Genomic DNA, 26096 nt, shown 5'->3' on the forward strand with positions numbered 1-26096 from the left:
GGCTCGCAGTGGGGTGAAGGCGCATTGGCCTGACGCCTGAAATATTGACAGGGTATTTTAACAGACGGAGCGGAAATTTCATTTCCTCAAAAAGCGATTTATTCGATCGCACATTGCGCGACTTCACAGAAAATGGGCAAAAAAATCCCCTTAAAGCGGCGAAATGGCCTTAAGGGGACGTGAACCTGCTCTCGCTGTCAGTGCGTGCCGCCCGACTGTGGACGGTACTGGCGCCAGAAACCGATCAGCGTCAGGTATTTTTGTTTCACCTGCTCGATCAGGGCCGCGTCGTCGATTTCCCCCTGCAGCCAGCGGCGCGAAGGTTGGCCGAAAATAGTGCGGCCGACGGCGAAACCTTTCACCCAGCGCGCATCTGCGGCGGCGGCAAAGCCCGCCTTCAGCACCGCCTCTGGGGAATCGAGCCCCAGGATCAGCACGCCGCGGCAGTCGGGATCGTAGGCGTCGATCAGCGCGCCGACCTGCTGCCAGTTTTCCGCGCTCAGCGGCGGCAGTTTCCACCAGTCCGGCTGAATGCCCAACCGGTAGAAGTGTTCAATCATCTCCAGGTAATAGCGCTCGTCCTTGTCGGCGTTGCCGTCCGGCAGGATCACTTCCAGCAGCAGCTCATGGCCGGATTTGCAGCAGCCGCGGTAGACGTCGGTGATCAGCTCATCCTGTTCGCGGCGCAGTTCTGCCGCGTCGTGCGGATGATAAAACACCAGGCACTTCACCACGTGCTCCTGCGGCCAGTCGATCAATTGCGAACCGATGTTGCCGTGCTCCAGGCGCAGCGGGCGCGAGCTGGGCAGCTCCACCGGCCGGCCAATCCACCATCCCTGACCGGTGATTTCGTTCAGCGCCGCCTGCCCGTAGGTGGTGTCGGCCAGAATGCCGCTGTTGCCGTTGAGGCCGGCCTGCGCGGCAGCCTGTTGCGCCGCCGTTAACAGCAGGGTTTTCAGGCGCGGAATGCGTTCCTCGCTGACGCCGGCTTCGCGCGCCATGTCCGCCAGCTGCTTGCGGTGATCGAAGGCGAATACGCACAATTCCGGCCACTGTTGCTTGCGGGTGGTGACCCGGTGCAGGTGATTCAGGCGTGCGTCGCGGTCCGGGCGCGTGACCTGTTGTTCACGCTGCAGATAGTCATCCAGCTCCCGTTTGGTCGGCATGGCCGGGGCGCAGCCGTGACGCGAGACCACCAATGCGCCGCAGGCGTTGGCGTAGCGGCAGGCCTGATCCCAGCCCTCATCGTTCAGGTAGCCTCGCAGCAGGCCGGACATAAAGGCGTCGCCGGCTCCCAGCACGTTCAGCACCTCCACTCGCACACCAGCGTGCAGCTTCACCTGTTCCCAGTCGTCGGCGATGTCATCTTCGAACACCGAACAGCCCTGCGCGCCGCGCTTGCACACCAGCGTGGCCGCCGTGGCCCGGCGCACGTTTTTCAGCGCCGTCAGCGTGTCGGTGCTGCCGCCGGCGATATGAAATTCCTCTTCGGTGCCGACGATCAGATCGAAATGGAGCAGCACCTCTTGCAGCTCGCGCGTTACCTGATCCGATTCCACAAAGCGGGTTTCGCCGTCGCCCAGCGACGTCAACCCCCACAGCACCGGGCGGTAATCGATGTCCAGCGCGGTGCGCAGGCCGTGGCGGCGCGCGTATTCCAGCGCCTTCAGCACCGCGGCGCGGGTGTTCGGGTGCGACAGGTGCGTGCCGGTGATGGCCAGCGCGCGCGCGGAAGCGATATAGGCCTCGTCAATGTCGTCCGGCGTCAGCGCCATGTCCGCGCAGTTTTCGCGGTAGAAGATCAGCGGGAAGGTTTCCTGATCCTTGATGCCGAGGATCACCAGGCCGGTTAACCGACGTTTGTCGGTGATCAGGCAGCGGGTATCGGCCCCGACGCGCTGCAGCTCTTCGCGCAGAAAGCGGCCCATGTGTTCATCGCCGACGCGCGCCAGCATGCCGGATTTTAACCCCTGAATGGCGGTGCCGTAGGCCACGTTGCCGGAAGATCCGCCGAGGTACTTGGCGAATGTGCCGGCGTCTTCCAGCCGCGCGCCGATCTGCTGAGCATAGAAATCGACGGCGATGCGCCCGAGACAAATGACATCAAGCTGTTTTTCTTGTGTAGCCATACCCGTTTCCTTCTGTTTAAGCAAAACTCCGGCGGCGGCCCGAGCGTGGCGCCCTGCAGGAAGCATGTGGATAGTATGGGGAATGAAAATTTCAATTTCAATATAGAATGAAATTTACACCCCGAAAATGTGATGCGTTTAAAACATCGACAGGAGAACGGGAAAAGCCGATGAAGCGGCCATAAGACGGCGACCGGGCGCGCGCAGAAAAGGGGATTAGATCAGGATAAAAGGCTGTCAGCCCGTGTGGTAACGGTTGTTATCGGCCGGTGCGCGGCGCGAAGCCAGTAACGGCTGAATCACGAGATGAAACGGGCTTTTCATGTAATATGCGATCTTTATCGCAAAATGAAATGTTTCTTCTGTAATGTGATTTTATGAAAAATATATTTGTTTATAATCGCTTCACGTTTCAGGTTGTCGACTTCGTGAGCAGCGGGCATCGCCTGCTCAAGATAATAGCTGCCGCCGCGTAATACAAACACGGGATTGTCGGCTCGGCGCGAGCCCTTTCCGGGGCGGCCCTCAATCTAAAGGGTGAGTAAATGGGCAAGATCAGGCTAACCATGGCGCAGGCGCTCGTCAGATTTCTCGATAACCAGTATCTGCTGGCCGACGGGGTGGAAACCAAATTCGTCGCGGGTATTTTCGCGATTTTCGGCCACGGCAACGTGCTGGGGCTGGGGCAAGCGCTGGAACAGGATAGCGGCGATCTGCGGGTGCATCAGGGCCGCAACGAGCAGGGGATGGCCCATGCGGCGATCGGCTTCGCCAAACAAAAACTGCGCCGGCAGATCTACGCCTGCACTTCATCGGTCGGCCCCGGCGCCGCCAATATGATCACCGCCGCGGCCACCGCCACCGCCAACCGCATTCCTTTATTGCTGCTGCCGGGCGACGTTTACGCTTCCCGCCAGCCGGACCCGGTGCTGCAGCAAATCGAACAGTCTTACGATCTCAGCATCAGCACCAACGACGCGTTCCGCGCGGTGAGCAAATACTGGGACCGCATCGTGCGACCGGAACAGCTGATGAGCGCCTGCATCAATGCGATGCGCGTGTTGACCGATCCGGCGGAAACCGGCGCGGTGACGCTGTGTCTGCCGCAGGACGTGCAGGGGGAAGCCTACGACTACCCCGACTATTTCTTCCAAAAACGCGTGCACCGGCTCGATCGCCGCCCGGCGACCGATGGCATGTTGGCGGACGCCTTGGCGCTGCTGACGGCCAAACGCAAACCGTTGCTGGTGTGCGGCGGCGGCGTGAAGTACTCGCAGGCCGGGCGGGCGCTGCGCGAATTCGCCGAGCGCTTCGGCATTCCGTTCGCCGAAACCCAGGCCGGCAAAGGCGCGGTGCCGAGCGATCATGAATTCAACCTCGGCGGCATCGGCGAAACCGGCTGCCTGGCGGCCAACACGCTGGCCCGTCAGGCCGATCTGGTGATTGGCGTCGGCACCCGTTACACCGATTTCACCACCTCGTCCAAATGGCTGTTCCAACATCCGGACGTCAGCTTCCTCAATATCAACGTCAGCGCCTTCGACGCCGGCAAGCTCGACGGCGTGCAGGTGCTGGCGGACGCCCGCGAGGCCCTGAGCGAACTGGGCGCGCTGCTGACGCAGACCGAGTACCGCGCCGGCTGGGGCGACGCCATCGCCGCGGCGCGCGCTGCCCAGCATGAAGAGACCGAGCGGGTTTACGCGGTGGAATACAGCGGCGCAGGCTTTGTGCCGGAGATCGACGATCACCTCGATCGCGAGCGGGTGTTCGCCGAATTTATCGCTCAGACCGACTCGGCGATGACGCAAAGCCGGGTGCTGGGGGTGCTGAACCGCGAGCTCCCGCCGGACAGCGTGATCGTGGCCGCCGCCGGCAGCCTGCCGGGCGATCTGCAGCGGGTGTGGCACAACCGCGGCGAGCACGGTTATCACGTGGAATACGGCTACTCCTGCATGGGGTACGAGGTGAACGCCGCATTGGGGGTCAAGCTGGCCGAGCCGCAGCGTGAGGTGTACGCGATGGTGGGTGACGGTGCCTTCATGATGCTGCATTCCGAACTGGTCACCTCGATTCAGGAAGGCTGCAAGATCAACGTGGTGCTGTTCGACAACATGACCAACGGCTGCATCAACAACCTGCAGATGGAACACGGCATGGACAGCTACACCACCGAATTCCGCTTCCGCAATCCAGAGGGCGGCAAGCTCGACGGCAAACTGGTGCCGGTCGATTTCGCCATGCTGGCGGCGGCTTACGGCTGTAAAACCTATCGCGTCACCACCGAGCAGCAGCTGCTCGATGCGCTGGCCGACGCCCGCAGGCAGACCGTGTCCACGCTGCTGGACATCAAGGTGCTGCCGAAGACCATGGTGCACAAGTATCTCAGCTGGTGGCGCGTGGGCGGCGCTCAGGTGGCCGACAGCGAGAAAATCGTCGCAGTGGCGCGCAAGCTGCAGGAAAACATCGATAAGGCGCGCGATTACTGATTCGTTTTCGAACACAACACACTTTCCAGAGGGGAGCGAAAATGACATTGAACATTGGGGTTATCGGCACCGGCGCCATCGGCCGCGATCATATCCGTCGCTGCAGCAAAGTTTTGCAGGGCGCCCGCGTCGTGGCGGTGAACGACATCAATCGCGACAACGCCGCCAAGGTGGTGAGCGATCTGCAGCTGGATGCGCGGGTGTATGACAACGGCCACGATCTGATCAAGGCCGCCGACGTGCAGGCGGTGCTGGTCACCTCCTGGGGGCCAAGCCACGAAGAATTCGTGCTTGCGGCCATCGCCGCCGGCAAACCGGTGTTCTGCGAGAAGCCGCTGGCGGTGACCGCGCAGGGCTGCAAGAACATCGTCGATGCCGAAGCGAAGCACGGCAAGCGGCTGGTGCAGGTCGGCTTTATGCGCCCCTATGACCAGGGCTATCGCGCGCTGAAACAGGTGCTGACCAGCGGCCAGATCGGCGAACCGCTGATGTTGCACTGCGCGCACCGCAACCCGACGGTCGGCGAGGCCTACACCACCGATATGGCGATCACCGATACCCTGATCCACGAAATCGACGTGCTGCGCTGGCTGCTCGACGACGACTATGTGTCGGTGCAGGTGGTGTTCCCACGCAAGAGCCCGAAGGCGTTCCCGCACCTGAAAGATCCGCAGATTGTGTTGTTCGAAACCGCCAAAGGCACGCGCATCGACGTCGAAATTTTCGTCAACTGCCAGTACGGCTACGACATTCAGTGTGAAGTGGTGGGGGAAACCGGCATTGCCAAACTGCCGGAGCCGTCCTCGGTGCAGATGCGCAGCGGCGCCCGCCTGTCGACCGAAATCCTGACCGACTGGAAGGATCGCTTTATCGACGCCTATGACGTCGAGCTGCAGGGGTTCATCAACGACGTGGCCGCGGGCCAGCTGACCGGGCCTTCCGCCTGGGACGGCTACGCCGCCGCCGTGACCGCCGACGCCTGTGTGGCGGCCCAGCTCAGCGGTGAGATCGTGCCGGTGACCCTGCCGGCGCGCCCGGCGTTTTACAACAAGTAATCGGCTTGTCCCCCATACCTACGATTGTAGAGGAGTGACCATGAAGATCGCTTTTGATGTCGACGTTATCCGGGATTTGGGCGTGACTAAAATGGTGCAGCAGGTGGCGGACTGGGGCTACAAATACATCGAACAGTCGCCGCACCCGCAGATCAACCCGTTTTACAAGCATCCGAAGGCCAGCCGCGAAATCATGACGGAGTATAAAAACGCCCTGAAAGCGACCGGCGTGGAGATCTCCTCATTTATCGTGGTGTATCGCTGGTCCGGGCCGGGGGAAGATCGCCGCCAGGCGGCGGTCAAAAACTGGCGGCGGATGATCGAAATCGCGGTGGAAATGGGCGTGCAGGTGATCAACACCGAACTGGCCGGCAACCCCAACGAGCCGGAGATCTGCGAGGAGCTGTGGTATCGCTCGATGGAGGAGCTGCTGCCGATCATCGAGCGTGAAGGTATCCGTATGGAGATCCAGTCGCACCCGTGGGACTTCTGCGAGCTGAGTAACGAAACCGCCGATCTGGTGAAATCGCTGCGCAGCGACCACGTCAAATACCTCTACAGCGTGCCGCACACCTTCTACTACGACAAGGGGCAGGGCGATGTGGCCGGCATGTTGCAGTACGCCGGGGACGATCTTTCCCACGTGCTGATTGCCGACACCATGAATCACACCAAGCATTGCCGTTATATCGTCAATCCGCCGGGCGTTGACGCCGCGGTGCATCAGCACGTCGGCATCGGCGAAGGTGAGGTGAATTTCGACGCCCTGTTCCAGACGCTGCGCGACATGGAATTTGCCAACCGCAGCTTCAAGGCCGGCGGCGAATCGATCATCTGCACCTCGCTGTTCGGCTATCCGGAAAAGATGCCGAGCCAGGCGGTGGCGACCAGAGAGCGCATCGAAAGAGAGCTGTTGGGCAAATAATCTTATTTGGCTCGCCGGCGTCATTTGCACCGGCGGCCCTCCAAGGACCGAGGCAGACCATGAATAAAGACAACGTGAAATTGGCCATCGCGCCAATCGGCTGGACCAACGACGACATGCCCGATCTGGGCAAGGAAAACACCTTCCAGCAGTGCGTCAGCGAAATGGCGCTGGCCGGTTTCACCGGCAGCGAAGTGGGCAGCAAATACCCGCGCGATCCGGCGGTGCTGAAACCGATGCTGGATATTCGCGGCATCCAGATCTGCAACGCCTGGTTCAGCACCTTTTTCGCCGACGGCCAAAAAGACAAAACCATCGATGAATTTATCAACCACATGAATTTCCTGCATGCCATGGGCGCCAGGGTGATTGGCTGCTCCGAGCAGAGCAAGAGCATTCAGGGCACCACCAAAGGCGTGTTCGAAGAGAAGCCGTATTTCAGCGATGAAGAGTGGCAGCGCGTGGCCGACGGTTACAACGAGCTGGCGAAGATCGCCGCCGGCAAAGGCATGCAGGTGTGTCTGCACCACCACATGGGTACTGGCATTCAGACTACCGCCGAAATCGATCGCTACATGAGCATGGTCAACGACGACGTTTACCTGTTGTTTGATACCGGGCACGCCTACTATTCGGAAGGCAGCCAGCAGGCGATGATGGCGATCCTGGAGAAGTATCTGCCGCGCATCAACCACGTCCATCTGAAGGACGTGCGCGATGAGGTGGTGGCGGAAGTGAAGGCCAACAAGCTGAGCTTCCTCGATGGCGTGAAGAAGGGCACCTTCACCGTGCCGGGTGATGGCGTGATCGACTTCAGGCCGGTGTTCAAGCTGCTGGACGAGCGCGGTTACAAGGGATGGATGGTGGTGGAGGCCGAGCAGGATCCGGCGCTGGCCAACCCGTTCGAGTATGCGGTGAAAGCGCGCCGCTATATTCGGGAAACCGCCGGTATTTAAGCGGTAAGGGTGAATAAAGATCGAGGGGCGCTGCCAGCGCCCCTTTTTTGATGGCGGCGCGTTAGCCGCCGAGCGTTTGCCAGGTTGCGACCTGGCTGCCTGGCCATGGTGTAGCGGCATGCACGCCACGGGCGATCGCCCGAGCGAGGGTATCCGCCGCCAGCGCGCCGATTTGCAGCACCGCCAGTTCGCGGCTGCCCTGTACCTCGCGCTGCCCAGTGGACAGGGCGAACACCACGTCGCCGTCAAACGGGCTGTGCAGCGGGCGAATAGCGCGCGCCATACCGTCTTGCGCCATGATGGCCACCCGTTTCAACTCCACTCGCGTCAGCGCCAGGTCGGTGGCGATGCAGGCCAGGGTGGTGTTCTTTCTGCCGCCCTGCGGCTCTTGCACCATCCCGTCTTCACCCTGCGCATGCAGTTGCGCCAGCGCCGCCGCGCCGCCGTTGCCAAATTCACCGTTAATTTCATAAGGCGTCGCCCAGAAGGCGCGGGTGCCGGGTGCGACCACCGCACCCAAACTGTTGACCGCCACCAGCGCGCCGACGGTAGCGCCGTTGGTGGCCACGATCGACGCCGAACCGAGGCCGCCTTTCAGCTTGCCCATGCCGGTCATGGCGCCGTAGCCGGCCCCGACGGTGCCCAGCGGAAAGTCCAGGCCGGCCTTGCCGACCGCCTCGATGCCCAACTGGCGATACGGCGGCGTGAGCTGCCAGTTTTTGTCGCCGCCGTTGGCCAGATCGTACAGGCAGGCGGTGGGCACGATAGGGGAGACCGGCACGCCGGGTGCTGGGCGCAGCGCGTAGCCTTTACCCTGTTGCCCCAGCCAGGCTGCGACGCCATCCGCCGCCGCCAGACCGTAAACCGAACCGCCGCTGAACGTCAGCGCATCGATGGTCTGTACCAAATTGTCCTCACCGAGCGCGTCGGTTTCCCGGGTGGCGGGGCCGCCGCCGCGCACGTCCACGGCGGCAATCGCCGGGCTGTCCGGCAGGATCACCGTCGCGCCGGTGCGCACCCGGCTGTCCTGAGCCACGCCGACCTTCAGGCCGGGCACATCGGTAATCAGGTTGCGGGAGCCTGGGCGCCCGGCGGCGGAAGTTGGCATAGCGGCACCTAATGGGGTGAGAGGAGAGAATATGCCGACGGCGGCGGTCAGGCCGGCCAGCGCGTGTAAAAAGGTTCGGCGGTTGATATGCAGGGGCCGGCACAGCGGCCCCTGCGGGTGGGGAATATTACGCATCGCCGTGCGGCTGCCCGGAACGCAAACGCGCCATATGGTAGGCGTCGACCAGCACGCCATCGCGCATGGCATAGGCGCGGCTGGTGCCCTCTATCTCGAAGCCGAACTTGCGGTATAGCGCGATGGCGGCCGGGTTGTCGGTGAACACCGTCAGTTCGATGCGCTCGATGGCGGCCCAGTTGTCGCACAGGTCGATCATCGCCCGCATCAGGCGGCTGCCGACGCCTTTGCCGTGGTAGCGCGGATCGACGCCGATGCCGAAGGTGGCGACGTGGCGGCGGCGAACGCGCTGATTCAGCATCACAACCAACTGGCCGGCAAGCTGCCCGTCGATGATGGCCGCCAGGTTATGCGTGCCCGGTTCGGGATTGGCGAGTCGCTTCTGCCAGGACTCGACGGACGGTAGCGGGAGCTGCAGCGTATCGCGGTAGACGGGCGTCTGCGAATAAAGATGATGCAGGGCTTGCGCATCCGTTGTTTCCACGTGGCGTATCACGATCTCGCTCATGTCGCTGCTCCTTTTGCTTACCGGTTGAATAACCTCTGAATTTATCCGTTTACTGCCTTGAGTCAATATTATTTCAACGGGTCAAAAAAAACGCTTTACAGGTGCGAATGATAATGATTATTATTGCGATGCGTTCCGGGGAGGGCATCAACCCTTGATACTCTCGCTGCGAAGGCACGACATTGCTCACATTGCTTCCAGTGTTTACTTAGCCAGCTCGGGTGCTGGCTTTTTTTTGCCCTTTTTTCAGCCGTTTCCGCTTTCAACAAATCCGCTGCCCATCCGCTGTTTCATTCCATCGAAATTTTTGAACAGAGGCATAAGTTTTTTACGCTTTCTTATTCTGCTGGCAGGACTAGACTGTAAAAAAACATTGAGGAGAGTTGAATATGATTTATGTACGTAAAGCGGAAGACCGCGGCCACGCCAATCATGGCTGGCTGGATAGCTGGCACACCTTCTCATTTGCCGATTACTACGATCCGAACTTTATGGGATTCTCGGCGCTGCGGGTGATCAACGAAGATATGATCGATGCAGGGCAGGGTTTCGGTACTCACCCGCATAAAGACATGGAAATCCTGACCTACGTGCTGAGCGGCACGGTGGAACATCAGGACAGCATGGGCAACAAGGAGCAGATCCAGGCCGGTGAATTCCAGATCATGAGTGCGGGCACCGGGGTGCGTCATTCTGAGTACAACGCCAATCAGGATCGTCCATTGCACCTGTACCAGATTTGGATCATCCCGGATCAGGTCGGGCTTGAGCCACGCTACGAGCAGCGCATGTTCGACGCGCCGCAGGGCCGTCAGCTGGTGCTGTCGCCGGATGCGCGTGACGGCTCGCTGAAGGTGTTCCAGGATATGACGCTGTCGCGTTGGGCGCTGAATAAAGGCGAGCAGGGGGAATGCCCGATCGCCGCCGGCCGTCGCGTTTGGATCCAGGTGGTGCGTGGCAAGGTCTCGGTCAACGGCCAGACCGCCGGCATCAGCGACGCGTTCGCAGTGTGGGATGAATCGGCGCTGACGATCCAGGCCGACGAAGAGAGCGAAATCCTGCTGTTCGATCTGCCGCCGGTGTGATTAAGCGGTAAATATCAAGGGCTCACGGTGTGAGCCCTTGAGGTGAGTGACTCGCCTGCCGACGTTGCCTGACTTAACGCCGGCAAAACATATAAAAACAAGGAAAATCAATTTATTGATTTTCGGCTGATCGTCACAAAGGGGGAGAAACCACGCTTTTCCCCCTTTGTCTGCGTATGAAGGGCTCACGATGTGAGCCCTTTTTGCGTTGGCCGTCGCATAACCGACAATATCGGCCCGCCGTTTTTTTTGCTAAAATGACTGCCCATTCACGGTTAGTCAGTTCATTGATAATGAAGAAAAAACGGCCGGTACTCCAGGATGTGGCGGACAAGGTGGGCGTGACCAAGATGACGGTGAGCCGTTATCTGCGCAATCCCGACCAGGTTTCCGCCGCCCTGCAGCAAAAAATCGCCGTCGCGCTGGATGAGCTGGGCTACATCCCCAACCGCGCGCCGGACATCCTCTCCAACGCCACCAGCCGGGCGATTGGCGTGCTGTTGCCGTCGTTGACCAACCAGGTGTTCGCCGAAGTGCTGCGCGGCATCGAAAGCGTGACCGACGCGCACAACTACCAGACCATGCTGGCGCACTATGGCTACCTGCCGGAGCGTGAAGAAGAGCGTCTGACCTCGCTGCTGTCTTACAATATCGACGGCCTGATCCTGTCTGAGCGCCATCACACGCCGCGCACCCTGAAAATGATCGAGGTGGCGGGCATTCCGGTGGTAGAGCTGATGGACTGCGTCTCGCCGTGTATCGATCTGGCGGTGGGCTTCAACAACTTCGAGGCGGCGCGCCAGATGACCCAGCAGATCATCGCGCACGGCCACCGTCACGTGGTCTATTTCGGCGCCCGTCAGGATGAACGTACCATCATCAAGCAGCAGGGGTATGAGCAGGCGATGCGTGAATCCGGCCTGGAGCCGTACAGCATCATGACCGCGCGATCTTCCTCCTATTCCGCCGGCGGTGAACTGCTGCGCGTGGCGCAGCGCGACTATCCGCAGATCGACAGTATCTTCTGCACCAACGATGACCTGGCGATCGGCGCGGCCTTCGAGTGCCAGCGGCAGGGGCTGTCGATCCCGCAGGACATGGCGATCGCCGGCTTCCACGGCCATGACATCGGCCAGGTGATGGTGCCGAAGCTGGCCAGCGTGCTGACGCCGCGTGAACGCATGGGGCAGATCGGCGCCGAGCGCTTGCTGGCCCGACTGCGCGGTGAAACCGTGTGCCCACGCATGGTGGACGTCGGTTTCACCGTGATCCCCGGTGGCAGTATCTGAGCCATTTTAACGTTCTGTTTTAACACCCTTTCTTTTTGCAGCGCGCCCTGAGGCGCGCTGGTTATCCCGCCTGTAAGCCCGCCGCTCGTTGCCGACATAAGTTTGATCTCTGTCCCAGAACGCGAATTTTAGCCGCTTACCCGGTTCCGGCGCTCATGTTGTTACCGGTATCATGATACCGGTAACAACGAGTGTGCGGTCATCTTGCTGCAAGACTGAACCTCTGACTCAACAACACCTACAGCTCTTCTTAAACACCGGGAAAGAGCCTAAAAATAAAACAACCGCACGCTTTACGCCTATCGTAAAGAGAGTCGCGATAAAAGGTTGGAGAAAAACTATGCCATTAGTGATTGTTGCAGGCGGCGTAGCGCTGCTGCTGCTGCTGATGATCCGCTTCAAGCTGAACGGCTTTATCTCTCTGGTTCTGGTTGCCCTGGCGGTCGGGATTGCACAGGGTATGCCGGTCGATAAGGTCATCGGCTCCATCAAGGCCGGCGTGGGCGGTACGCTGGGCAGCCTGGCGCTGATCATGGGCTTCGGCGCCATGCTCGGCAAACTGCTGGCGGACTGCGGCGGCGCACAGCGCATCGCCACCACGCTGATCGACAAGTTCGGCAGAAAACACATTCAATGGGCGGTGGTGCTGACCGGTTTCACCGTCGGCTTCGCGCTGTTCTACGAAGTGGGCTTCGTGCTGTTGCTGCCGCTGGTGTTCACCATCGCCGCCTCCGCACGCATTCCGCTGCTGTACGTCGGCGTGCCGATGGCCGCCGCGTTGTCGGTGACTCACGGCTTCCTGCCACCGCATCCAGGCCCGACCGCCATCGCCACCATCTTCCATGCTGACATGGGTAAAACCCTGTTGTATGGCACGCTGCTGGCGATCCCGACGGTGATCCTGGCCGGCCCGGTCTATGCCCGCTTCCTGAAAGGCATCGACAAGCCGGTGCCGGAAGGCCTGTACAACCCGAAAACCTTTACCGACGCGGAGATGCCGAGCTTTGGCGTCAGCGTTGCCACGTCGCTGGTGCCGGTGATCCTGATGGCGCTGCGCGCGGTGGCTGAAATGGTGCTGCCGAAGGGCCACAGCCTGCTGCGCTTCGCCGAGTTCTTCGGCGACCCGGTGATGGCGACCCTGATCGCCGTGCTGATCGCCATCTTCACCTTCGGCCTGAACCGTGGCCGCACCATGGATGAAGTGATGGGCACCATCACCGACTCGATTAAAATCATCGCGATGATGCTGTTGATCATCGGCGGTGGCGGCGCCTTTAAACAGGTGCTGGTGGACAGCGGCGTCGAGCAGTACATCGCCGGCCTGATGGAGGGCAGCAACGTTTCGCCGATTCTGATGGCCTGGTCAATCGCCGCCGCGCTGCGTCTGGCGCTGGGTTCCGCCACCGTGGCGGCAATCACCGCCGGCGGCATCGTCGCGCCGCTGATCGCCACCACCGGCGTCAGCCCTGAGCTGATGGTGATTGCGGTCGGCTCCGGCAGCGTCATCTTCTCGCACGTCAACGATCCGGGCTTCTGGCTGTTCAAGGAGTATTTCAACCTGAGCATCATGGAAACCATCAAATCCTGGTCGGTGCTGGAAACCATCATCTCGGTGTGCGGCCTGGTGGGCTGTCTGCTGCTGGCGACGGTCGTATAATCTTTATCCGGCGCCCTGCGGGGCGTCGGCGTTCCAGAGTATCTTTATCAGTTGGGACGCATTTGGCGCGCTCGCGCCAGTTCCCATAGGGGCATGACACAATGAGCAATCCGCAGAATCACGTATTTATCCTGATGGGCGTATCCGGCAGCGGCAAATCCGCCGTAGCCAGCACTGTCGCCCACGAGGCCGAGGCCGCCATGCTGGACGGCGATTATCTGCATCCGCGCGCCAACATTAACAAAATGGCTGCCGGGCACGCGCTGGACGACAACGATCGTGCCCCGTGGCTGGCGGCCTTGAACGACGCCATCTTCGCCATGCAACGCACCAATCCCGTGTCGCTGCTGGTCTGCTCTGCGTTGAAAAAAAGCTATCGTGACCGCCTGCGCGAAGGGAATAGCAACCTGCATTTCCTCTACCTGAAAGGCGACAAGGCGGTGATCGAGGAGCGCCTGAAGCAGCGCAAAGGTCACTTCTTCAAACCGCAGATGCTGGTTTCGCAGTTCGCCACGTTGGAAGAGCCGGGCGAGCAGGAGCCGGATGTGCAAGCGATTGACATCAACCAGCCGCTGGACGGCGTGGTCGCCGATACGCTCGCCTATATTCGCCGCGTTACCGCCCGCTGAGCGCGGGCCGTTGTCGGCGCCGCCAGGCGCCTACAGCTTCATGTAAGCCCGCACGCCGTCCAGGAACATCTGGGTCGACAGCATCACCAGAATCAGCCCCATCAACCGCTCCAGCGCGCTGACGCCTTTGCTGCCCAGCAGGCGCAGGAACAGGTTCGACATCAGCAAAATGGCCGCAGAGAGACCCCAGGCGATCAACAGCGCTGCCACCAGATGGGGCAGCTGATGCGGATACTGGTGCGACAGCAGCATCAGCGCCGCCAGAATCGATGGCCCGGCCACCAGCGGGATCGCCAGCGGCACCAGGAACGGCTCCTCGCCGGCGGACAGCCCGGAGCTGTTCCCCTCCTGCGTGGGGAAAATCATCTTGATGGCGATCAGAAACAGGATGATGCCGCCGGAAATGGAGACGGTTTCGGTACGCAGGTTGAGGAACGCCAGAATTTTCTCGCCGGCGAACAGGAAGATCAGCATCAGCAGTAGGGCGATCAGCAGCTCGCGGATCAGCACCACCCGGCGGCGGCGCGGCTCCAGATGCTTGAGCACCGACATGAAAATCGGCAGATTGCCCAGCGGATCCATAATTAAAAACAGCAATACCGTAGCGGAAATCATCTCTGTCATGGTGACCTCGTGATCGGGAAAACGCCTCGGCCTTTTCGGCCGCGTCCTTGCCTATACCTATGGATTTCAAATTGCAGCTAGGCGCCCAGCGATCGCATCCCCAGGAGCTTACTCAAGTAAGTGACTGGGGATGCGATCGTGCAGGTAACAACGCTGCAGTTTGAAAGACGACGGGTATATAAGAAGGATTGCTGAGAAATCCTCAGCCATCGAATAAATTCACTTTGCGCCCGCGCCGACATTTTGTAAGGTGAGGAGATATTGCACACAACTCGTTATCACCTACATAAGCCCTTATCCGGGCGGGATACAGATATTATGAAAAACGTTGGTTTCATCGGTTGGCGCGGAATGGTCGGCTCGGTTCTCATGCAACGCATGACGGAAGAGCGCGATTTCGACGCCATTCGCCCGGTCTTTTTCTCCACCTCGCAGCACGGTTCTGCCGCGCCGGCCTTCGGCGGCCAGCAAGGCACGCTGCAGGATGCGTATGACATCGACGCACTGAGCGCGCTCGATATCATTATTACCTGTCAGGGCGGCGATTATACCAACGAAGTCTATCCCAAGCTGCGCGCCAGCGGTTGGCAGGGTTACTGGATCGACGCGGCCTCGTCGCTGCGCATGCAGGACGACGCCATTATCATCCTGGATCCGGTCAACCACGCGGTGATCCAGCAGGGCCTGGACAAAGGCATCAAAACCTTCGTCGGCGGCAACTGCACCGTCAGCCTGATGCTGATGTCCCTCGGCGGCCTGTTCGCCAACGATCTGGTGGAGTGGGCGTCGGTCGCCACCTACCAGGCGGCCTCCGGCGGCGGCGCGCGCCACATGCGCGAACTGTTGACCCAAATGGGTATGCTGCACGCCGACGTGGCGAAAGAGCTACAGGACCCGGCTTCCGCCATTCTGGATATCGAGCGCAAGGTGACCGAAGCCACCCGCAGCGGCAAACTGCCGACCGATAACTTCGGCGTGCCGCTGGCCGGCAGCCTGATCCCATGGATCGACAAGCAGCTCGACAACGGCCAGAGCCGCGAAGAGTGGAAAGGCCAGGCGGAAACCAACAAGATTCTGAACACCGGCAGCGTGATCCCGGTCGATGGCCTGTGCGTGCGCGTGGGCGCGCTGCGCTGCCACAGCCAGGCGTTCACCCTGAAGCTGAAAAAAGACGTGTCGCTGCCGGAAATCGAGCAGATGCTGGCGACGCACAACGACTGGGTGCGCGTGATCCCGAACGACCGCGAGCTGACCATGCGCGAACTGACGCCGGCGGCGGTGACCGGCACGCTGAATACGCCGGTCGGCCGTCTGCGCAAGCTGAACATGGGGCCAGAGTACCTGTCGGCGTTCACCGTGGGCGACCAGCTGCTGTGGGGCGCGGCCGAGCCGCTGCGCCGCATGCTGCGCATCCTGTTGTAAACCCGCACTTCCTGGGGGCTGGCTGATTTCAGCCCCCTAAAGCCTTATTTTCCGCCTTTTTGTTCGCCGCGCACCGCGTCGGACAACGTCACCGCAAGCCTCGTTTCACTGGGCTCCACCCCGCATATCGCCTCGTCGGCCGCCGCATTCAGACGCCGCCGGGCTGGCAGTTTTCTTAATGAAGAATTTTCCTGAGCAATGCTGAGCAGTTTTTAACAGACATTGGCTATGCTTAACGCATGGGTGAACACTTTTTCACCATGACTGAAATATTTCAAAAAATAAGCATAAAGAGCGAAATTCAGGTCGGCAGAGTAAAGATTGGTCAATAACCGACCGCAATCACGCTTTAGAGTCCGAATGCATTGCATGATGACCAAAACGGCCAAGGAATAACCAACAAGCCGTGCTTAGATCATGCTGTTAATCTAAGGAAGAAGACTATGCCTGTACTTCCCGATCGTGACGTGATTGATCAGATCATCTCCGGCCATTACGCCGACCCTTTTGCTCTGCTTGGCATGCATGCGACCGATAACGGTCTGCAGGTGCGCGCGCTGCTGCCGGACGCCGGCGCAGTCTGGCTGGTAGAACAGCAAACCGGCCGGCGGCTGGTGCAGCTGAACTGCGACGATCCGCGCGGTTTCTTCAGCGCCGTGGTGCCGCGGCGAAAAAATCCTTTCCGCTATCAGCTGCAGGTCAGCTGGCGCGATCACCAACAGACTGTCGACGATCCCTACCGGTTTGGCCCGCTGCTGCAGGATATCGACAGTTGGCTATTGGCCGAGGGCACGCATTTGCGTCCCTATGAACGGCTGGGCGCCCACCTCGTTACGCTGGATGGCATCGACGGCGTCAGTTTTGCGGTCTGGGCGCCCAACGCCCAGCGCGTCTCGGTGGTGGGGGAGTTCAACTTCTGGGACGGCCGCCGCCATCCGATGCGTCTGCGGCGTGAGAACGGCATTTGGGAGCTGTTCCTGCCCGGCGTGCGGGCCGGCCAGCTGTACAAATATGAAATCGTCGATTGCTACGGCAATACCCAGCTGAAAGCCGATCCTTACGCCTTTGAGGCGCAGATGCGCCCGGATACCGCCTCGCTGGTGGCGCCGCTGCCGGAGGGGGTGCCGTCGACGCCGGCGCGCCGCCGCGCCAACGATTTTGACCAGCCGATCGCCATCTACGAGGTGCATCTTGGCTCATGGCGCCGCCACACCGATAATCACTTCTGGCTTAGCTATGGCGAGCTGGCGGTGCAGCTTATCGACTATGTGAAGGACATGGGATTCACCCATATCGAGCTGTTGCCGATCAACGAGCACCCGTTCGACGGCAGCTGGGGCTATCAGCCGCTGGGGCTGTATGCGCCGACCCGTCGCTTCGGCACGCCGGCCGATTTCAGGGCGTTCGTGGCGGCGGCGCATGAGGCGGGCATCAACGTGATCCTTGACTGGGTGCCGGGGCACTTCCCGAGCGACGCCTACGGCCTGGCGAATTTCGACGGCACCGCGCTGTACGAATACGCCGATCCGCGTGAGGGCTACCACCAGGACTGGAATACGCTGATCTACAACTACGGCCGTCACGAGGTGCGCAACTACCTGGCGGGCAACGCGCTGTATTGGCTGGAGCGTTTCGGTATCGATGCGCTGCGGGTCGATGCGGTGGCGTCGATGATTTATCGCGACTACAGCCGCGCCGACGGCGAGTGGGTGCCGAATTACTACGGTGGCAACGAGAACCTGGAGGCCATCGCCTTCCTGCGTTATACCAACCAAACTATTGGCCAGGCGCAGCCGGGCGCGGTGACGCTGGCGGAGGAGTCCACCGACTATCCCGGCGTCACTCTGCCGCCGGACGCCAACGGCCTGGGGTTCCACTACAAATGGAACCTCGGCTGGATGCACGACACGCTCAATTATATGAAGTGCGATCCGGTGCACCGCAAATATCACCACAACCAGATGACCTTCGGCATGCTGTATGCCTATACCGAGAACTTCGTGTTACCTATCTCGCACGATGAAGTGGTGCACGGCAAAAAATCGGTCCTCGACCGCATGCCGGGCGACGCCTGGCAAAAGTTCGCCAACCTGCGCGCCTATTACGGGTTTATGTGGGCGCATCCGGGCAAAAAGCTGCTGTTTATGGGCTGCGAATTCGCGCAGGGGCGCGAGTGGAATTTCGATACCAGCCTCGACTGGCATTTATTGGAAGGGTTGGATAACTGGCATAACGGCGTGCAGCGGCTGGTGCGCGATCTGAACCACTGCTACCGGCAGCAGGCGCCGCTGTACGAGCGCGACTACCGGCCGGACGGCTTCGAGTGGCTGGTGGTCGACGATCACGATAACTCGGTGTTCGCCTTCGCGCGCTACGATTCGCAGGGCAATGAGCTGATCGCCATCAGCAACTTTACCCCGGTGCCGCGCTACCGCTACCGCATCGGCCTCTCGCGCGCCGGTGACTACCGCGAGATCCTCAATACCGATTCGCACCACTATCACGGCAGCAACGCCGGCAATCAGGGGCGGGTCTCTTCTGAAGCGGTCGGCAGCCACGGCCGCGACTTCTCCATCTGCGTAACGCTGCCGCCGCTGGCGACCATTTATCTGCTGCGGGAGGCGCCATGACGGAGCTGACGGCCGGCCTCGCCGCGCCGCTGGGCGCGCATTACGACGGCGAAGGCATCAACTTTACCCTGTACTCGGCGCACGCCGAGCGGGTGGAGCTGTGCCTGTTCGACGGCCAGCAGCGCGAAGTGCGCCTGCCGCTGCCGGCGCGCAGCGGCGATATCTGGCATGGCTATTTGCCGGGCGGAAGGCCGGGGCAACGTTACGGTTACCGGGTCTACGGCCCGTTTGACCCGGCGAACGGACAGCGTTTCAACCCCAACAAACTGGCGCTCGATCCAGCCGCGCGCGCGGTGGAAGGGCCGGTGGGGGACCACCCGCACCTGCACGGCGGTTACGAGCAGCCGGACCCGCACGACAGCGCAGAGCTAATGCCGAAATGTGTGGTGGTGGACGAACGGTATGACTGGCAGGACGATCGCCCGCCTGCCACGCCCTGGGGCCAGACGGTGATTTATGAAGCGCACGTGCGCGGCCTGACGCTGCTGCACCCGAAGATCCCGCCGGCGCTGCGCGGCAGCTTCGCCGCATTGGGGCACCCGGCGATGATCGCCCACTTCAAACGCCTCGGCATCACCGCGCTGGAACTGCTGCCGGTGCAGCAACATACCTCCGAACCGCGCCTGCAGCGGTTGGGGCTGATCAACTATTGGGGCTATAACGTGCTGGCGCCCTATGCGCCGGACAACCGCTACGCCAGCCTGAGCACCGATGCCACGCCGCTGAACGAATTCCGCGATGCGGTCAAGGCGCTGCACCAAGCCGGCATCGAGGTGATCCTGGACGTGGTGTTTAACCACAGCGCCGAGCTGGATAGGGACGGGCCGATGCTGTCGCTGAGCGGCATCGATAACCTGAGCTACTACTGGCTGACGCCCGAAGGGGACTATGTCAACGACACCGGCTGCGGCAACACGCTGCGGTTGGATCAACCGCAAGGCGTGGCCTGGGTGATGGATTGCCTGCGTTTTTGGGTGCGGGAGTGCCACGTCGACGGCTTCCGTTTCGATCTGGGCAGCGTGCTCGGCCGCACGCCGGAGTTCGATCGCGATGCCCCGCTGTTCCAGGCGATGCTGGCGGACGATGTGCTGTCGCGCTGCAAGCTCATCGCTGAACCCTGGGACGTTGGCCCCGGTGGCTATCAGGTGGGGGCGTTTCCCGGCCGCTTCGCCGAATGGAACGACCATTACCGCGATGACATGCGCCGTTTCTGGCTGCAGAGCGGCGTGTCGCTCGGCCAGTTCGCCCGGCGTTTTGCCGCTTCCAGCGATCTGTATAACCAGCGCGGGCGAGCGCCTTACGCCACCGTCAATATGCTGACCGCCCATGATGGTTTTACCCTGCAAGACGTGGTCAGCTTCAATGAGAAACACAATCAGCCCAACGGCGAGGGCAACCGCGACGGCAGCGATCGCAATTTCAGCAACAACCACGGCGTCGAAGGCCTGGTGGCCGACGACGCCATTGTGCAACGCCGCAGGGCCAGCCAGCGGGCGATGCTCGCTACGCTGTTGCTGTCCCAGGGAACGCCGATGCTGCTGGCCGGCGATGAACAGGGACACAGCCAGCAGGGGAACAACAATGCCTATTGTCAGGACAACGCCACCACCTGGCTCGATTGGGCCACGGCGGACGATGCGCTAACCGATTACGTCGCGGCGCTGATCGCGCTGCGCCGCCAGATCCCCGCGCTGCAGCAGGACCGCTGGTGGCAGCAGGATGACGGCAGCGTGCAGTGGCTGAACGCGCAAGGGCAGGCGCTCGACGCGCAGCAGTGGGAGCAGGGCGAGCCGCTCATGCAGATCCTGCTGTCGCAGCGCTGGCTGCTGCTGATCAACGCCACGCCGCAAACGACGGAGATGAGGTTGCCGGAAGGCGATTGGCAGGTTGTCGCCCCGTTCACTCAGGAAGACTCACGGGCGGTATTGCCCGCCTGGCACCAGGCCGCGCGCTCGCTTTGCGTACTGGTACGGAAATAATAAAAGGAGTCCGCTATGGTTAGGTTTGAAAATAAAGACCCCCTGATGTTGGCGCGCCAGTTGCCGATTAAATCCGTAGCGCTGATCCTGGCCGGCGGCCGCGGTTCACGTCTGAAAGATTTGACCTCCACCCGCGCCAAGCCCGCCGTCCACTTTGGCGGCAAATTCCGCATCATCGACTTCGCCTTGTCGAACTGCCTGAACTCCGGCATCCGCCGCATCGGCGTGATCACCCAATACCAGTCGCACACGCTGGTGCAGCACATTCAGCGCGGCTGGTCGTTCCTCAACGAGGAGATGAATGAGTTCGTCGATCTGCTGCCGGCCCAGCAGCGCCTCAGCACCGAGCATTGGTACAAGGGCACCGCCGACGCGGTGTACCAGAACCTGGATATCATCCGCCGCTACGAGGCCGAATACGTGGTGATCCTGGCGGGCGATCACATCTACAAGATGGATTATTCGCGCATGCTGATCGACCACGTCGAGAAGGGCGCTCAGTGCACTGTGGCTTGCCTGCCGGTGCCGCGCAGCGAGGCCGGTGAATTCGGCGTGATGAAGGTGGATGAAAGCGATCGCATCATCGAGTTTCTGGAAAAACCCACCGATCCGCCGGCGATGCCGGGCAACCCGGATATGTCGCTGGCCAGCATGGGCATCTATATTTTTAATGCCGCCTACCTGTTCCAGCTATTGGAGGAGGATATGTCGACCCCCGGCTCCAGCCACGACTTCGGCAAGGATCTGATCCCGAAAATCACCGCGCAGCAGGCGGCGTGGGCACATCCGTTTACCTTATCCTGCGTGACGTCCAACCCCGACTTGCCGCCTTACTGGCGCGACGTGGGCACGCTGGACGCCTACTGGCGCGCCAACCTCGATCTGGCGTCGGTAACGCCGGAGCTGGATATGTACGACCGCGCCTGGCCGATCCGCACCCACATGGAGCCGCTGCCGCCGGCCAAGTTCGTGCAGGATCGCTCCGGCAGCCACGGCATGACCATGAACTCGCTGGTGTCCGGCGGCTGTATCGTCTCGGGCTCGGTGGTGGTGCATTCGGTGCTGTTCCCGCGCGTGCGAGTGAACTCGTTTTGCACCATCGACTCTACCGTATTGTTGCCGGACGTGAACGTCGGCCGTTCCTGCCGCCTGCGGCGCTGCATCATCGACCGCGCCTGCCATATTCCGGAGGGCATGGTGATCGGGGAAAACGCCGATGAGGACAGCAAGCGTTTCTATCGCTCGGAAGGCGGCATCGTGCTGGTGACGCGCGAAATGTTGTCAAAATTGTGAGTTAACGTGGGCGGCAGAACGATAGCCTGCCGCCCGATGAACGGTTCGATGGCTTGCGCAACGCGGCACACATAACAGCGGCAAGCCTGCTTTATTTCTTATCCAGAGGCCTTCGGCCGACTTTCAGGAGTGATAATGCAGGTCTTACACGTATGTTCTGAAATGTTCCCCCTGCTGAAAACGGGCGGACTCGCAGACGTGGTTGGCGCACTGCCGGCGGCGCAAATCGCCGAAGGCGCCGATGTTCGGGTGCTATTGCCCGCTTTCCCTGACGTACGCAACGGCATTCCGGACACCGTGCTGGTGGCGGAAATCGATTCGTTCGCCGGCCGGGTGGGCCTGCGTTACGGCACCTATCATGGCGTGGGCATTTACCTGAACGATGCGCCCTGGCTGTATGACCGGCCGGGCAGCCCGTACCACGATCAGTCCATGTACGCCTACCCCGACAACCACCGGCGCTTTGCGCTGCTGGGCTGGATGGCCTGCGAGCTGGCCAAGGGGCTGGATCGCTACTGGCGCCCGCAGCTGGTGCACGCCCACGACTGGCACGCCGGTCTCAGCTGCGCCTATCTGGCCGCCAACGGCCACCCGGCGCGTTCGGTGTTCACGGTGCACAACCTGGCCTACCAGGGGCTGTTCTCCGCCCATCACGTGACCGAGCTGTGGCTGCCGGCGTCGTTTTACAACGTCTATGGCCTGGAGTTCTACGGCCAGATGTCGTTCCTCAAAGCCGGGTTGTTTTATGCCGACCACGTGACCGCCGTCAGCCCGACCTATGCGCGCGAGATCACCCGGCCGGAGTTCGGCTACGGCATGGAGGGGCTGCTGCAGGAGCGGCAGCGGCAGGGCAGGCTGAGCGGCATCCTCAACGGCGTGGACGACAAGATTTGGGATCCGGCCCACGACCCGCGGCTGAGCGCCCGCTATGACGCCGACGATCTGAAAAGCAAGGTCAAAAACAAGCTGCATCTGCAAAAGGCCATGGGACTGAAGGTGGACGAATCGCTGCCGGTGTTCGCGGTGGTGAGCCGATTGACCAACCAGAAAGGCCTCGATCTGGTGCTGCAGGCGTTGCCCGAATTGCTGGCGCAGGGCGGGCAGTTGGCGCTGCTGGGCGCCGGCGACGCGGTGCTGCAGCAGGCGTTTCTGGCCGCCGCCGCCGACTACCCTGAGCAGGTCGGCGTGCAGATCGGTTATCACGAATCCTTCTCCCACCGCATCATCGGCGGCGCCGACGTCATTCTGGTGCCGAGCCGCTTCGAGCCCTGCGGCCTGACGCAGCTCTACGGCCTGAAATACGGCACGCTGCCGCTGGTGCGCCGTACCGGCGGGCTGGCGGACACGGTGGTGGACTGCGCCCTAGAGAACCTGGCCGACGGCACCGCCAGCGGCTTCGTGTTCGACGATTGCGACGCCGTCGCGCTGGGCAACGCCATCCGCCGCGCCATGGTGCTGTGGAGCCGGCCGAAACACTGGCGCCACGTTCAGCGCCACGCCATGAGTGTGGACTTCGGCTGGCCGGTGGCGGCGAAAGAGTATTTATCGCTTTATCAACGCTTGTAGCCCGCGTTTCGCGTCTCGGGTTGACGCACGGCGGGCAGCCGTAAGGGTAGATTGTCGGGGCGCGGTGTACCGCGTCCATGTTCAGCGGAGCCCGCTATTCCGCGGCGAATGGCGGGGCTCCCTACAAGGGATTAAAAAGCCATGACTTCACCGTTTAGTTACACCTCACCTACGGTCAGTGTGGAAGCGCTGAAACACTCCATCGCCTATAAGCTGATGTTTATCGTCGGCAAGGATCCGGCTATCGCCAACCGGCACGATTGGCTGAACGCCGTGCTGTTCGCGGTGCGCGATCGCATGGTGGAGCGCTGGCTGCGTTCCAACCGCGCCCAGCTGTCTCAAGACGTGCGGCAGGTGTATTACCTGTCGATGGAGTTCCTGATCGGCCGCACTCTGTCTAACGCGCTGCTGTCGATGGGCATCTATCAGGATATCGACAATGCGCTGAATGAGATGGGGCTGAACCTGGCGGAGCTGCTGGAGGAAGAGAACGACCCCGGGCTCGGTAACGGCGGTCTGGGCCGGCTGGCGGCCTGCTTCCTCGACTCGCTGGCCACGCTGGCGCTGCCGGGGCGCGGCTACGGCATTCGCTATGAATACGGCATGTTCAAGCAGAACATCGTCAACGGCCAACAGATGGAATCGCCGGACTACTGGCTGGAGTACGGCAATCCGTGGGAGTTTCCGCGCCATAACACCCGCTACAAGGTGCGCTTCGGCGGCCGCGTGCAGCAGGAGGGCGCCAAGGCGCGTTGGCTGGAGACCGAAGAGGTCGTGGCCATCGCCTACGATCAGGTGATCCCCGGTTTTGACACTGACGCCACCAACACGCTGCGGTTATGGGGCGCGCAGGCCAGTAACGAGATCAACCTCGGCAAGTTCAACCAGGGCGATTACTTCGCGGCGGTGGAAGATAAAAACCATTCGGAGAACGTGTCGCGCGTGCTGTATCCGGACGATTCGACCTCCTCCGGGCGCGAACTGCGGCTGCGGCAGGAGTATTTTCTGGTGTCGGCCACGGTACAGGATATCCTCAATCGCCATTGGCTGATGCACAAAACCTTCGACAACCTGGCGGACAAAATCGCCATTCACCTCAACGACACCCACCCGGTCTTGTCGATTCCCGAGCTGATGCACCGGCTGATCGACGAGCACAAATTCAAGTGGCTCGACGCCTGGGAAGTGGTGGAGCAGGTGTTCTCTTACACCAACCACACGCTGATGAGCGAGGCGCTGGAAACCTGGCCGCTGGACATGATAGGCCGCATCTTGCCGCGCCACCTGCAGCTGATTTTCGAAATCAACGATCACTTCCTCAAGATGGTGCAGGAAGTGGCGCCGGGCGACAACGATCTGCTGGCGCGGGTCTCGATCATCGACGAAACCAACGGCCGCCGGGTGCGCATGGCGTGGCTGGCGGTGGTGGCCAGCCACAAGGTCAACGGCGTTTCCGCTCTGCATTCCGAACTGATGGTGCAGTCGTTGTTCGCCGACTTCGCCCGGCTGTTCCCGACTCGTTTCTGCAACAAAACCAACGGGGTAACGCCGCGTCGTTGGCTGGCGCTGGCCAACCCGCCGCTGGCGGCGGTGCTGGACGACTGCATCGGCCAAACCTGGCGAACCGATCTCAGCCAGCTGAGCGAGATCCAGGCCAATATCGACTACCCGAGCTTCCTGCAGGCGGTACAGCGCGCCAAGCGGCAGAACAAGGAGCGGCTGGCGCTGTATATCGCCAAAACGCTCAACGTGGTGGTTAACCCGGATGCGTTGTTCGACGTGCAGATCAAGCGCATCCACGAGTACAAACGGCAGCTGCTCAACGTGCTGCACGTCATCACGCTGTATAACCGTTTGCTGGACGATCCGGAGATCGAGCGCGTGCCGCGGGTGGTGATCTTCGCCGGCAAGGCGGCCTCGGCCTACTATGCCGCCAAGCAGATCATCCGCTTGATCAACGACGTGGCCAAAGTGATCAACAACGATCCGCGCGTGCATACCCAACTGAAGGTGGTGTTCATTCCGAACTACGGCGTCAGCCTGGCGCAGATCATCATCCCGGCGGCGGATCTGTCCGAACAGATCTCGCTGGCGGGCACCGAGGCCTCGGGCACCAGCAATATGAAGTTCGCGCTGAACGGCGCGCTGACCATCGGCACGCTGGACGGCGCCAACGTCGAGATGCGCGAGCATGTGGGGGAGGAGAACATCTTTATCTTCGGCAATACCGCCGAGCAGGTCGAGGAGCTGCGCCGCAACGGTTACAACCCGCGCCAGTACTATGAGCAAGACCCGGAGCTGCATCAGGCGCTGACGCAGATCGCTACCGGCGTGTTCAGCCCGGAAGAGCCGAAACGCTATGGCAATCTGTTCGACTCGCTGGTCAACCTCGGCGACCACTATCAGCTGTTGGCGGATTACCGCAGCTATGTGGACACGCAGGACAAGGTGGACGAGGTCTATCTCAATCAGGACGAATGGACGCGGCGTGCGGTGCTGAACATCGCCAACATGGGCTACTTCTCCTCCGATCGCACCATTCAGGAATACGCGGACGAAATCTGGCACATTCAGCCGGTGAAGCTGTAAAGCGGGACAGGAAAAAAGCAAAGGGCCGGAT

General features: G+C 61.3%; 18 protein-coding genes. 14 read left to right on the forward strand and 4 right to left on the reverse strand.

The window, feature by feature from the left end:
• Positions 1 to 197: 197 nt before the first annotated feature.
• Positions 198 to 2129 carry a bifunctional 5-dehydro-2-deoxygluconokinase/5-dehydro-2-deoxyphosphogluconate aldolase gene (locus FOT55_RS16070; protein ID WP_147823713.1) on the reverse strand — a complete coding sequence of 644 codons (1932 nt, stop codon included), beginning with the start codon at positions 2127 to 2129 and terminating at the stop codon, positions 198 to 200.
• Between the two features lie 545 nt (positions 2130 to 2674).
• Here FOT55_RS16070 and iolD point away from each other — a divergent pair.
• The 4 genes from iolD to iolE are packed head-to-tail and all read left to right on the forward strand — an operon-like array spanning position 2675 to position 7551.
• Positions 2675 to 4615, forward strand: coding sequence for a 3D-(3,5/4)-trihydroxycyclohexane-1,2-dione acylhydrolase (decyclizing) (gene iolD, locus FOT55_RS16075; RefSeq protein ID WP_025304576.1), 1941 nt, complete (start codon positions 2675 to 2677; stop codon positions 4613 to 4615).
• A 41-nt stretch (positions 4616 to 4656) separates the two neighbouring features.
• Entirely contained in the window at positions 4657 to 5670 is a 1014-nt protein-coding gene (gene iolG, locus FOT55_RS16080) for a bifunctional inositol 2-dehydrogenase/D-chiro-inositol 1-dehydrogenase (protein WP_060435156.1), read from the forward strand.
• A 40-nt stretch (positions 5671 to 5710) separates the two neighbouring features.
• Positions 5711 to 6595, forward strand: coding sequence for a sugar phosphate isomerase/epimerase family protein (locus FOT55_RS16085; protein ID WP_147823714.1), 885 nt, complete (start codon positions 5711 to 5713; stop codon positions 6593 to 6595).
• 59 nt (positions 6596 to 6654) lie between these two features.
• Positions 6655 to 7551 carry a myo-inosose-2 dehydratase gene (gene iolE / locus FOT55_RS16090; RefSeq protein ID WP_019455194.1) on the forward strand — a complete coding sequence of 299 codons (897 nt, stop codon included), beginning with the start codon at positions 6655 to 6657 and terminating at the stop codon, positions 7549 to 7551.
• 61 nt (positions 7552 to 7612) lie between these two features.
• On the opposite strand, the gene FOT55_RS16095 is transcribed toward iolE, so the two are convergent.
• Both FOT55_RS16095 and FOT55_RS16100 read right to left on the reverse strand, forming a co-directional pair.
• Positions 7613 to 8794 carry a P1 family peptidase gene (locus tag FOT55_RS16095; RefSeq protein WP_049205584.1) on the reverse strand — a complete coding sequence of 394 codons (1182 nt, stop codon included), beginning with the start codon at positions 8792 to 8794 and terminating at the stop codon, positions 7613 to 7615.
• On the reverse strand, positions 8787 to 9302 hold the full coding sequence (locus FOT55_RS16100) for a GNAT family N-acetyltransferase (protein ID WP_147823715.1): 516 nt from the start codon (positions 9300 to 9302) through the stop codon (positions 8787 to 8789). The genes FOT55_RS16095 and FOT55_RS16100 overlap by 8 nt, the downstream gene beginning before the upstream one ends.
• A 389-nt stretch (positions 9303 to 9691) precedes the next feature.
• On the opposite strand from FOT55_RS16100, the gene FOT55_RS16105 reads away from it, so the two are divergent.
• The 4 genes from FOT55_RS16105 to gntK all read left to right on the forward strand — a co-directional run bounded on the left by FOT55_RS16105 (position 9692) and on the right by gntK (position 13962).
• On the forward strand, positions 9692 to 10387 hold the full coding sequence (locus FOT55_RS16105; protein WP_025304570.1) for a pirin family protein: 696 nt from the start codon (positions 9692 to 9694) through the stop codon (positions 10385 to 10387).
• Positions 10388 to 10680: 293 nt separating this feature from the next.
• Entirely contained in the window at positions 10681 to 11676 is a 996-nt protein-coding gene (gntR, locus tag FOT55_RS16110) for a gluconate operon transcriptional repressor GntR (RefSeq protein WP_043138978.1), read from the forward strand.
• Between the two features lie 340 nt (positions 11677 to 12016).
• Complete coding sequence (gntT, locus tag FOT55_RS16115) at positions 12017 to 13333, forward strand: gluconate transporter (protein WP_016930400.1); 1317 nt, start codon at positions 12017 to 12019, stop codon at positions 13331 to 13333.
• A 101-nt stretch (positions 13334 to 13434) separates the two neighbouring features.
• Positions 13435 to 13962 carry a gluconokinase gene (gene gntK / locus FOT55_RS16120; RefSeq protein ID WP_016930399.1) on the forward strand — a complete coding sequence of 176 codons (528 nt, stop codon included), beginning with the start codon at positions 13435 to 13437 and terminating at the stop codon, positions 13960 to 13962.
• Between the two features lie 30 nt (positions 13963 to 13992).
• On the opposite strand, the gene FOT55_RS16125 is transcribed toward gntK, so the two are convergent.
• A complete protein-coding gene (locus tag FOT55_RS16125) occupies positions 13993 to 14586 on the reverse strand; it encodes a YhgN family NAAT transporter (RefSeq protein WP_004930825.1) in 594 nt (197 codons plus the stop codon).
• A 318-nt stretch (positions 14587 to 14904) separates the two neighbouring features.
• Between FOT55_RS16125 and asd the strand changes: the two genes are divergently transcribed.
• The 6 genes from asd (at position 14905) to glgP (ending at position 26065) form a co-directional block, all read left to right on the forward strand.
• On the forward strand, positions 14905 to 16008 hold the full coding sequence (gene asd / locus FOT55_RS16130) for an aspartate-semialdehyde dehydrogenase (RefSeq protein ID WP_016930397.1): 1104 nt from the start codon (positions 14905 to 14907) through the stop codon (positions 16006 to 16008).
• 443 nt (positions 16009 to 16451) lie between these two features.
• The gene (gene glgB / locus FOT55_RS16135) at positions 16452 to 18638 is read left to right on the forward strand and encodes a 1,4-alpha-glucan branching enzyme (RefSeq protein WP_025304568.1); all 2187 of its coding nucleotides are present in this window, start codon (positions 16452 to 16454) and stop codon (positions 18636 to 18638) included.
• Complete coding sequence (glgX, locus tag FOT55_RS16140) at positions 18635 to 20617, forward strand: glycogen debranching protein GlgX (protein WP_060435146.1); 1983 nt, start codon at positions 18635 to 18637, stop codon at positions 20615 to 20617. The genes glgB and glgX overlap by 4 nt, the downstream gene beginning before the upstream one ends.
• A gap of 15 nt (positions 20618 to 20632) precedes the next feature.
• Positions 20633 to 21910: a glucose-1-phosphate adenylyltransferase gene (glgC, locus tag FOT55_RS16145; RefSeq protein WP_025304566.1), complete on the forward strand. Its 1278-nt coding sequence runs from the start codon at positions 20633 to 20635 to the stop codon at positions 21908 to 21910.
• A 135-nt stretch (positions 21911 to 22045) separates the two neighbouring features.
• Positions 22046 to 23476 (forward strand): glycogen synthase GlgA, encoded by a 1431-nt coding sequence (gene glgA / locus FOT55_RS16150; RefSeq protein ID WP_147823716.1) that lies wholly within the window; start codon positions 22046 to 22048, stop codon positions 23474 to 23476.
• Positions 23477 to 23617: 141 nt separating this feature from the next.
• Positions 23618 to 26065, forward strand: coding sequence for a glycogen phosphorylase (glgP, locus tag FOT55_RS16155; RefSeq protein WP_025304564.1), 2448 nt, complete (start codon positions 23618 to 23620; stop codon positions 26063 to 26065).
• The last annotated feature ends 31 nt before the right edge of the window (positions 26066 to 26096 follow it).

Source organism: Serratia bockelmannii (assembly GCF_008011855.1).
In the GTDB taxonomy this organism is placed as follows: Bacteria; Pseudomonadota; Gammaproteobacteria; order Enterobacterales; family Enterobacteriaceae; genus Serratia; species Serratia bockelmannii.

Excerpts from the sequence above, each read along its gene's own strand:
- FOT55_RS16070 (WP_147823713.1), bottom strand. The coding sequence starts at position 2,129 with ATGGCTACACAAGAAAAACAGCTTGATGTCATTTGTCTCGGGCGCATC.
- iolD (WP_025304576.1), top strand. The coding sequence starts at position 2,675 with ATGGGCAAGATCAGGCTAACCATGGCGCAGGCGCTCGTCAGATTTCTC.
- iolG (WP_060435156.1), top strand. The coding sequence starts at position 4,657 with ATGACATTGAACATTGGGGTTATCGGCACCGGCGCCATCGGCCGCGAT.
- FOT55_RS16085 (WP_147823714.1), top strand. The coding sequence starts at position 5,711 with ATGAAGATCGCTTTTGATGTCGACGTTATCCGGGATTTGGGCGTGACT.
- iolE (WP_019455194.1), top strand. The coding sequence starts at position 6,655 with ATGAATAAAGACAACGTGAAATTGGCCATCGCGCCAATCGGCTGGACC.
- FOT55_RS16095 (WP_049205584.1), bottom strand. The coding sequence starts at position 8,794 with ATGCGTAATATTCCCCACCCGCAGGGGCCGCTGTGCCGGCCCCTGCAT.
- FOT55_RS16100 (WP_147823715.1), bottom strand. The coding sequence starts at position 9,302 with ATGAGCGAGATCGTGATACGCCACGTGGAAACAACGGATGCGCAAGCC.
- FOT55_RS16105 (WP_025304570.1), top strand. The coding sequence starts at position 9,692 with ATGATTTATGTACGTAAAGCGGAAGACCGCGGCCACGCCAATCATGGC.
- gntR (WP_043138978.1), top strand. The coding sequence starts at position 10,681 with ATGAAGAAAAAACGGCCGGTACTCCAGGATGTGGCGGACAAGGTGGGC.
- gntT (WP_016930400.1), top strand. The coding sequence starts at position 12,017 with ATGCCATTAGTGATTGTTGCAGGCGGCGTAGCGCTGCTGCTGCTGCTG.
- gntK (WP_016930399.1), top strand. The coding sequence starts at position 13,435 with ATGAGCAATCCGCAGAATCACGTATTTATCCTGATGGGCGTATCCGGC.
- FOT55_RS16125 (WP_004930825.1), bottom strand. The coding sequence starts at position 14,586 with ATGACAGAGATGATTTCCGCTACGGTATTGCTGTTTTTAATTATGGAT.
- asd (WP_016930397.1), top strand. The coding sequence starts at position 14,905 with ATGAAAAACGTTGGTTTCATCGGTTGGCGCGGAATGGTCGGCTCGGTT.
- glgB (WP_025304568.1), top strand. The coding sequence starts at position 16,452 with ATGCCTGTACTTCCCGATCGTGACGTGATTGATCAGATCATCTCCGGC.
- glgX (WP_060435146.1), top strand. The coding sequence starts at position 18,635 with ATGACGGAGCTGACGGCCGGCCTCGCCGCGCCGCTGGGCGCGCATTAC.
- glgC (WP_025304566.1), top strand. The coding sequence starts at position 20,633 with ATGGTTAGGTTTGAAAATAAAGACCCCCTGATGTTGGCGCGCCAGTTG.
- glgA (WP_147823716.1), top strand. The coding sequence starts at position 22,046 with ATGCAGGTCTTACACGTATGTTCTGAAATGTTCCCCCTGCTGAAAACG.
- glgP (WP_025304564.1), top strand. The coding sequence starts at position 23,618 with ATGACTTCACCGTTTAGTTACACCTCACCTACGGTCAGTGTGGAAGCG.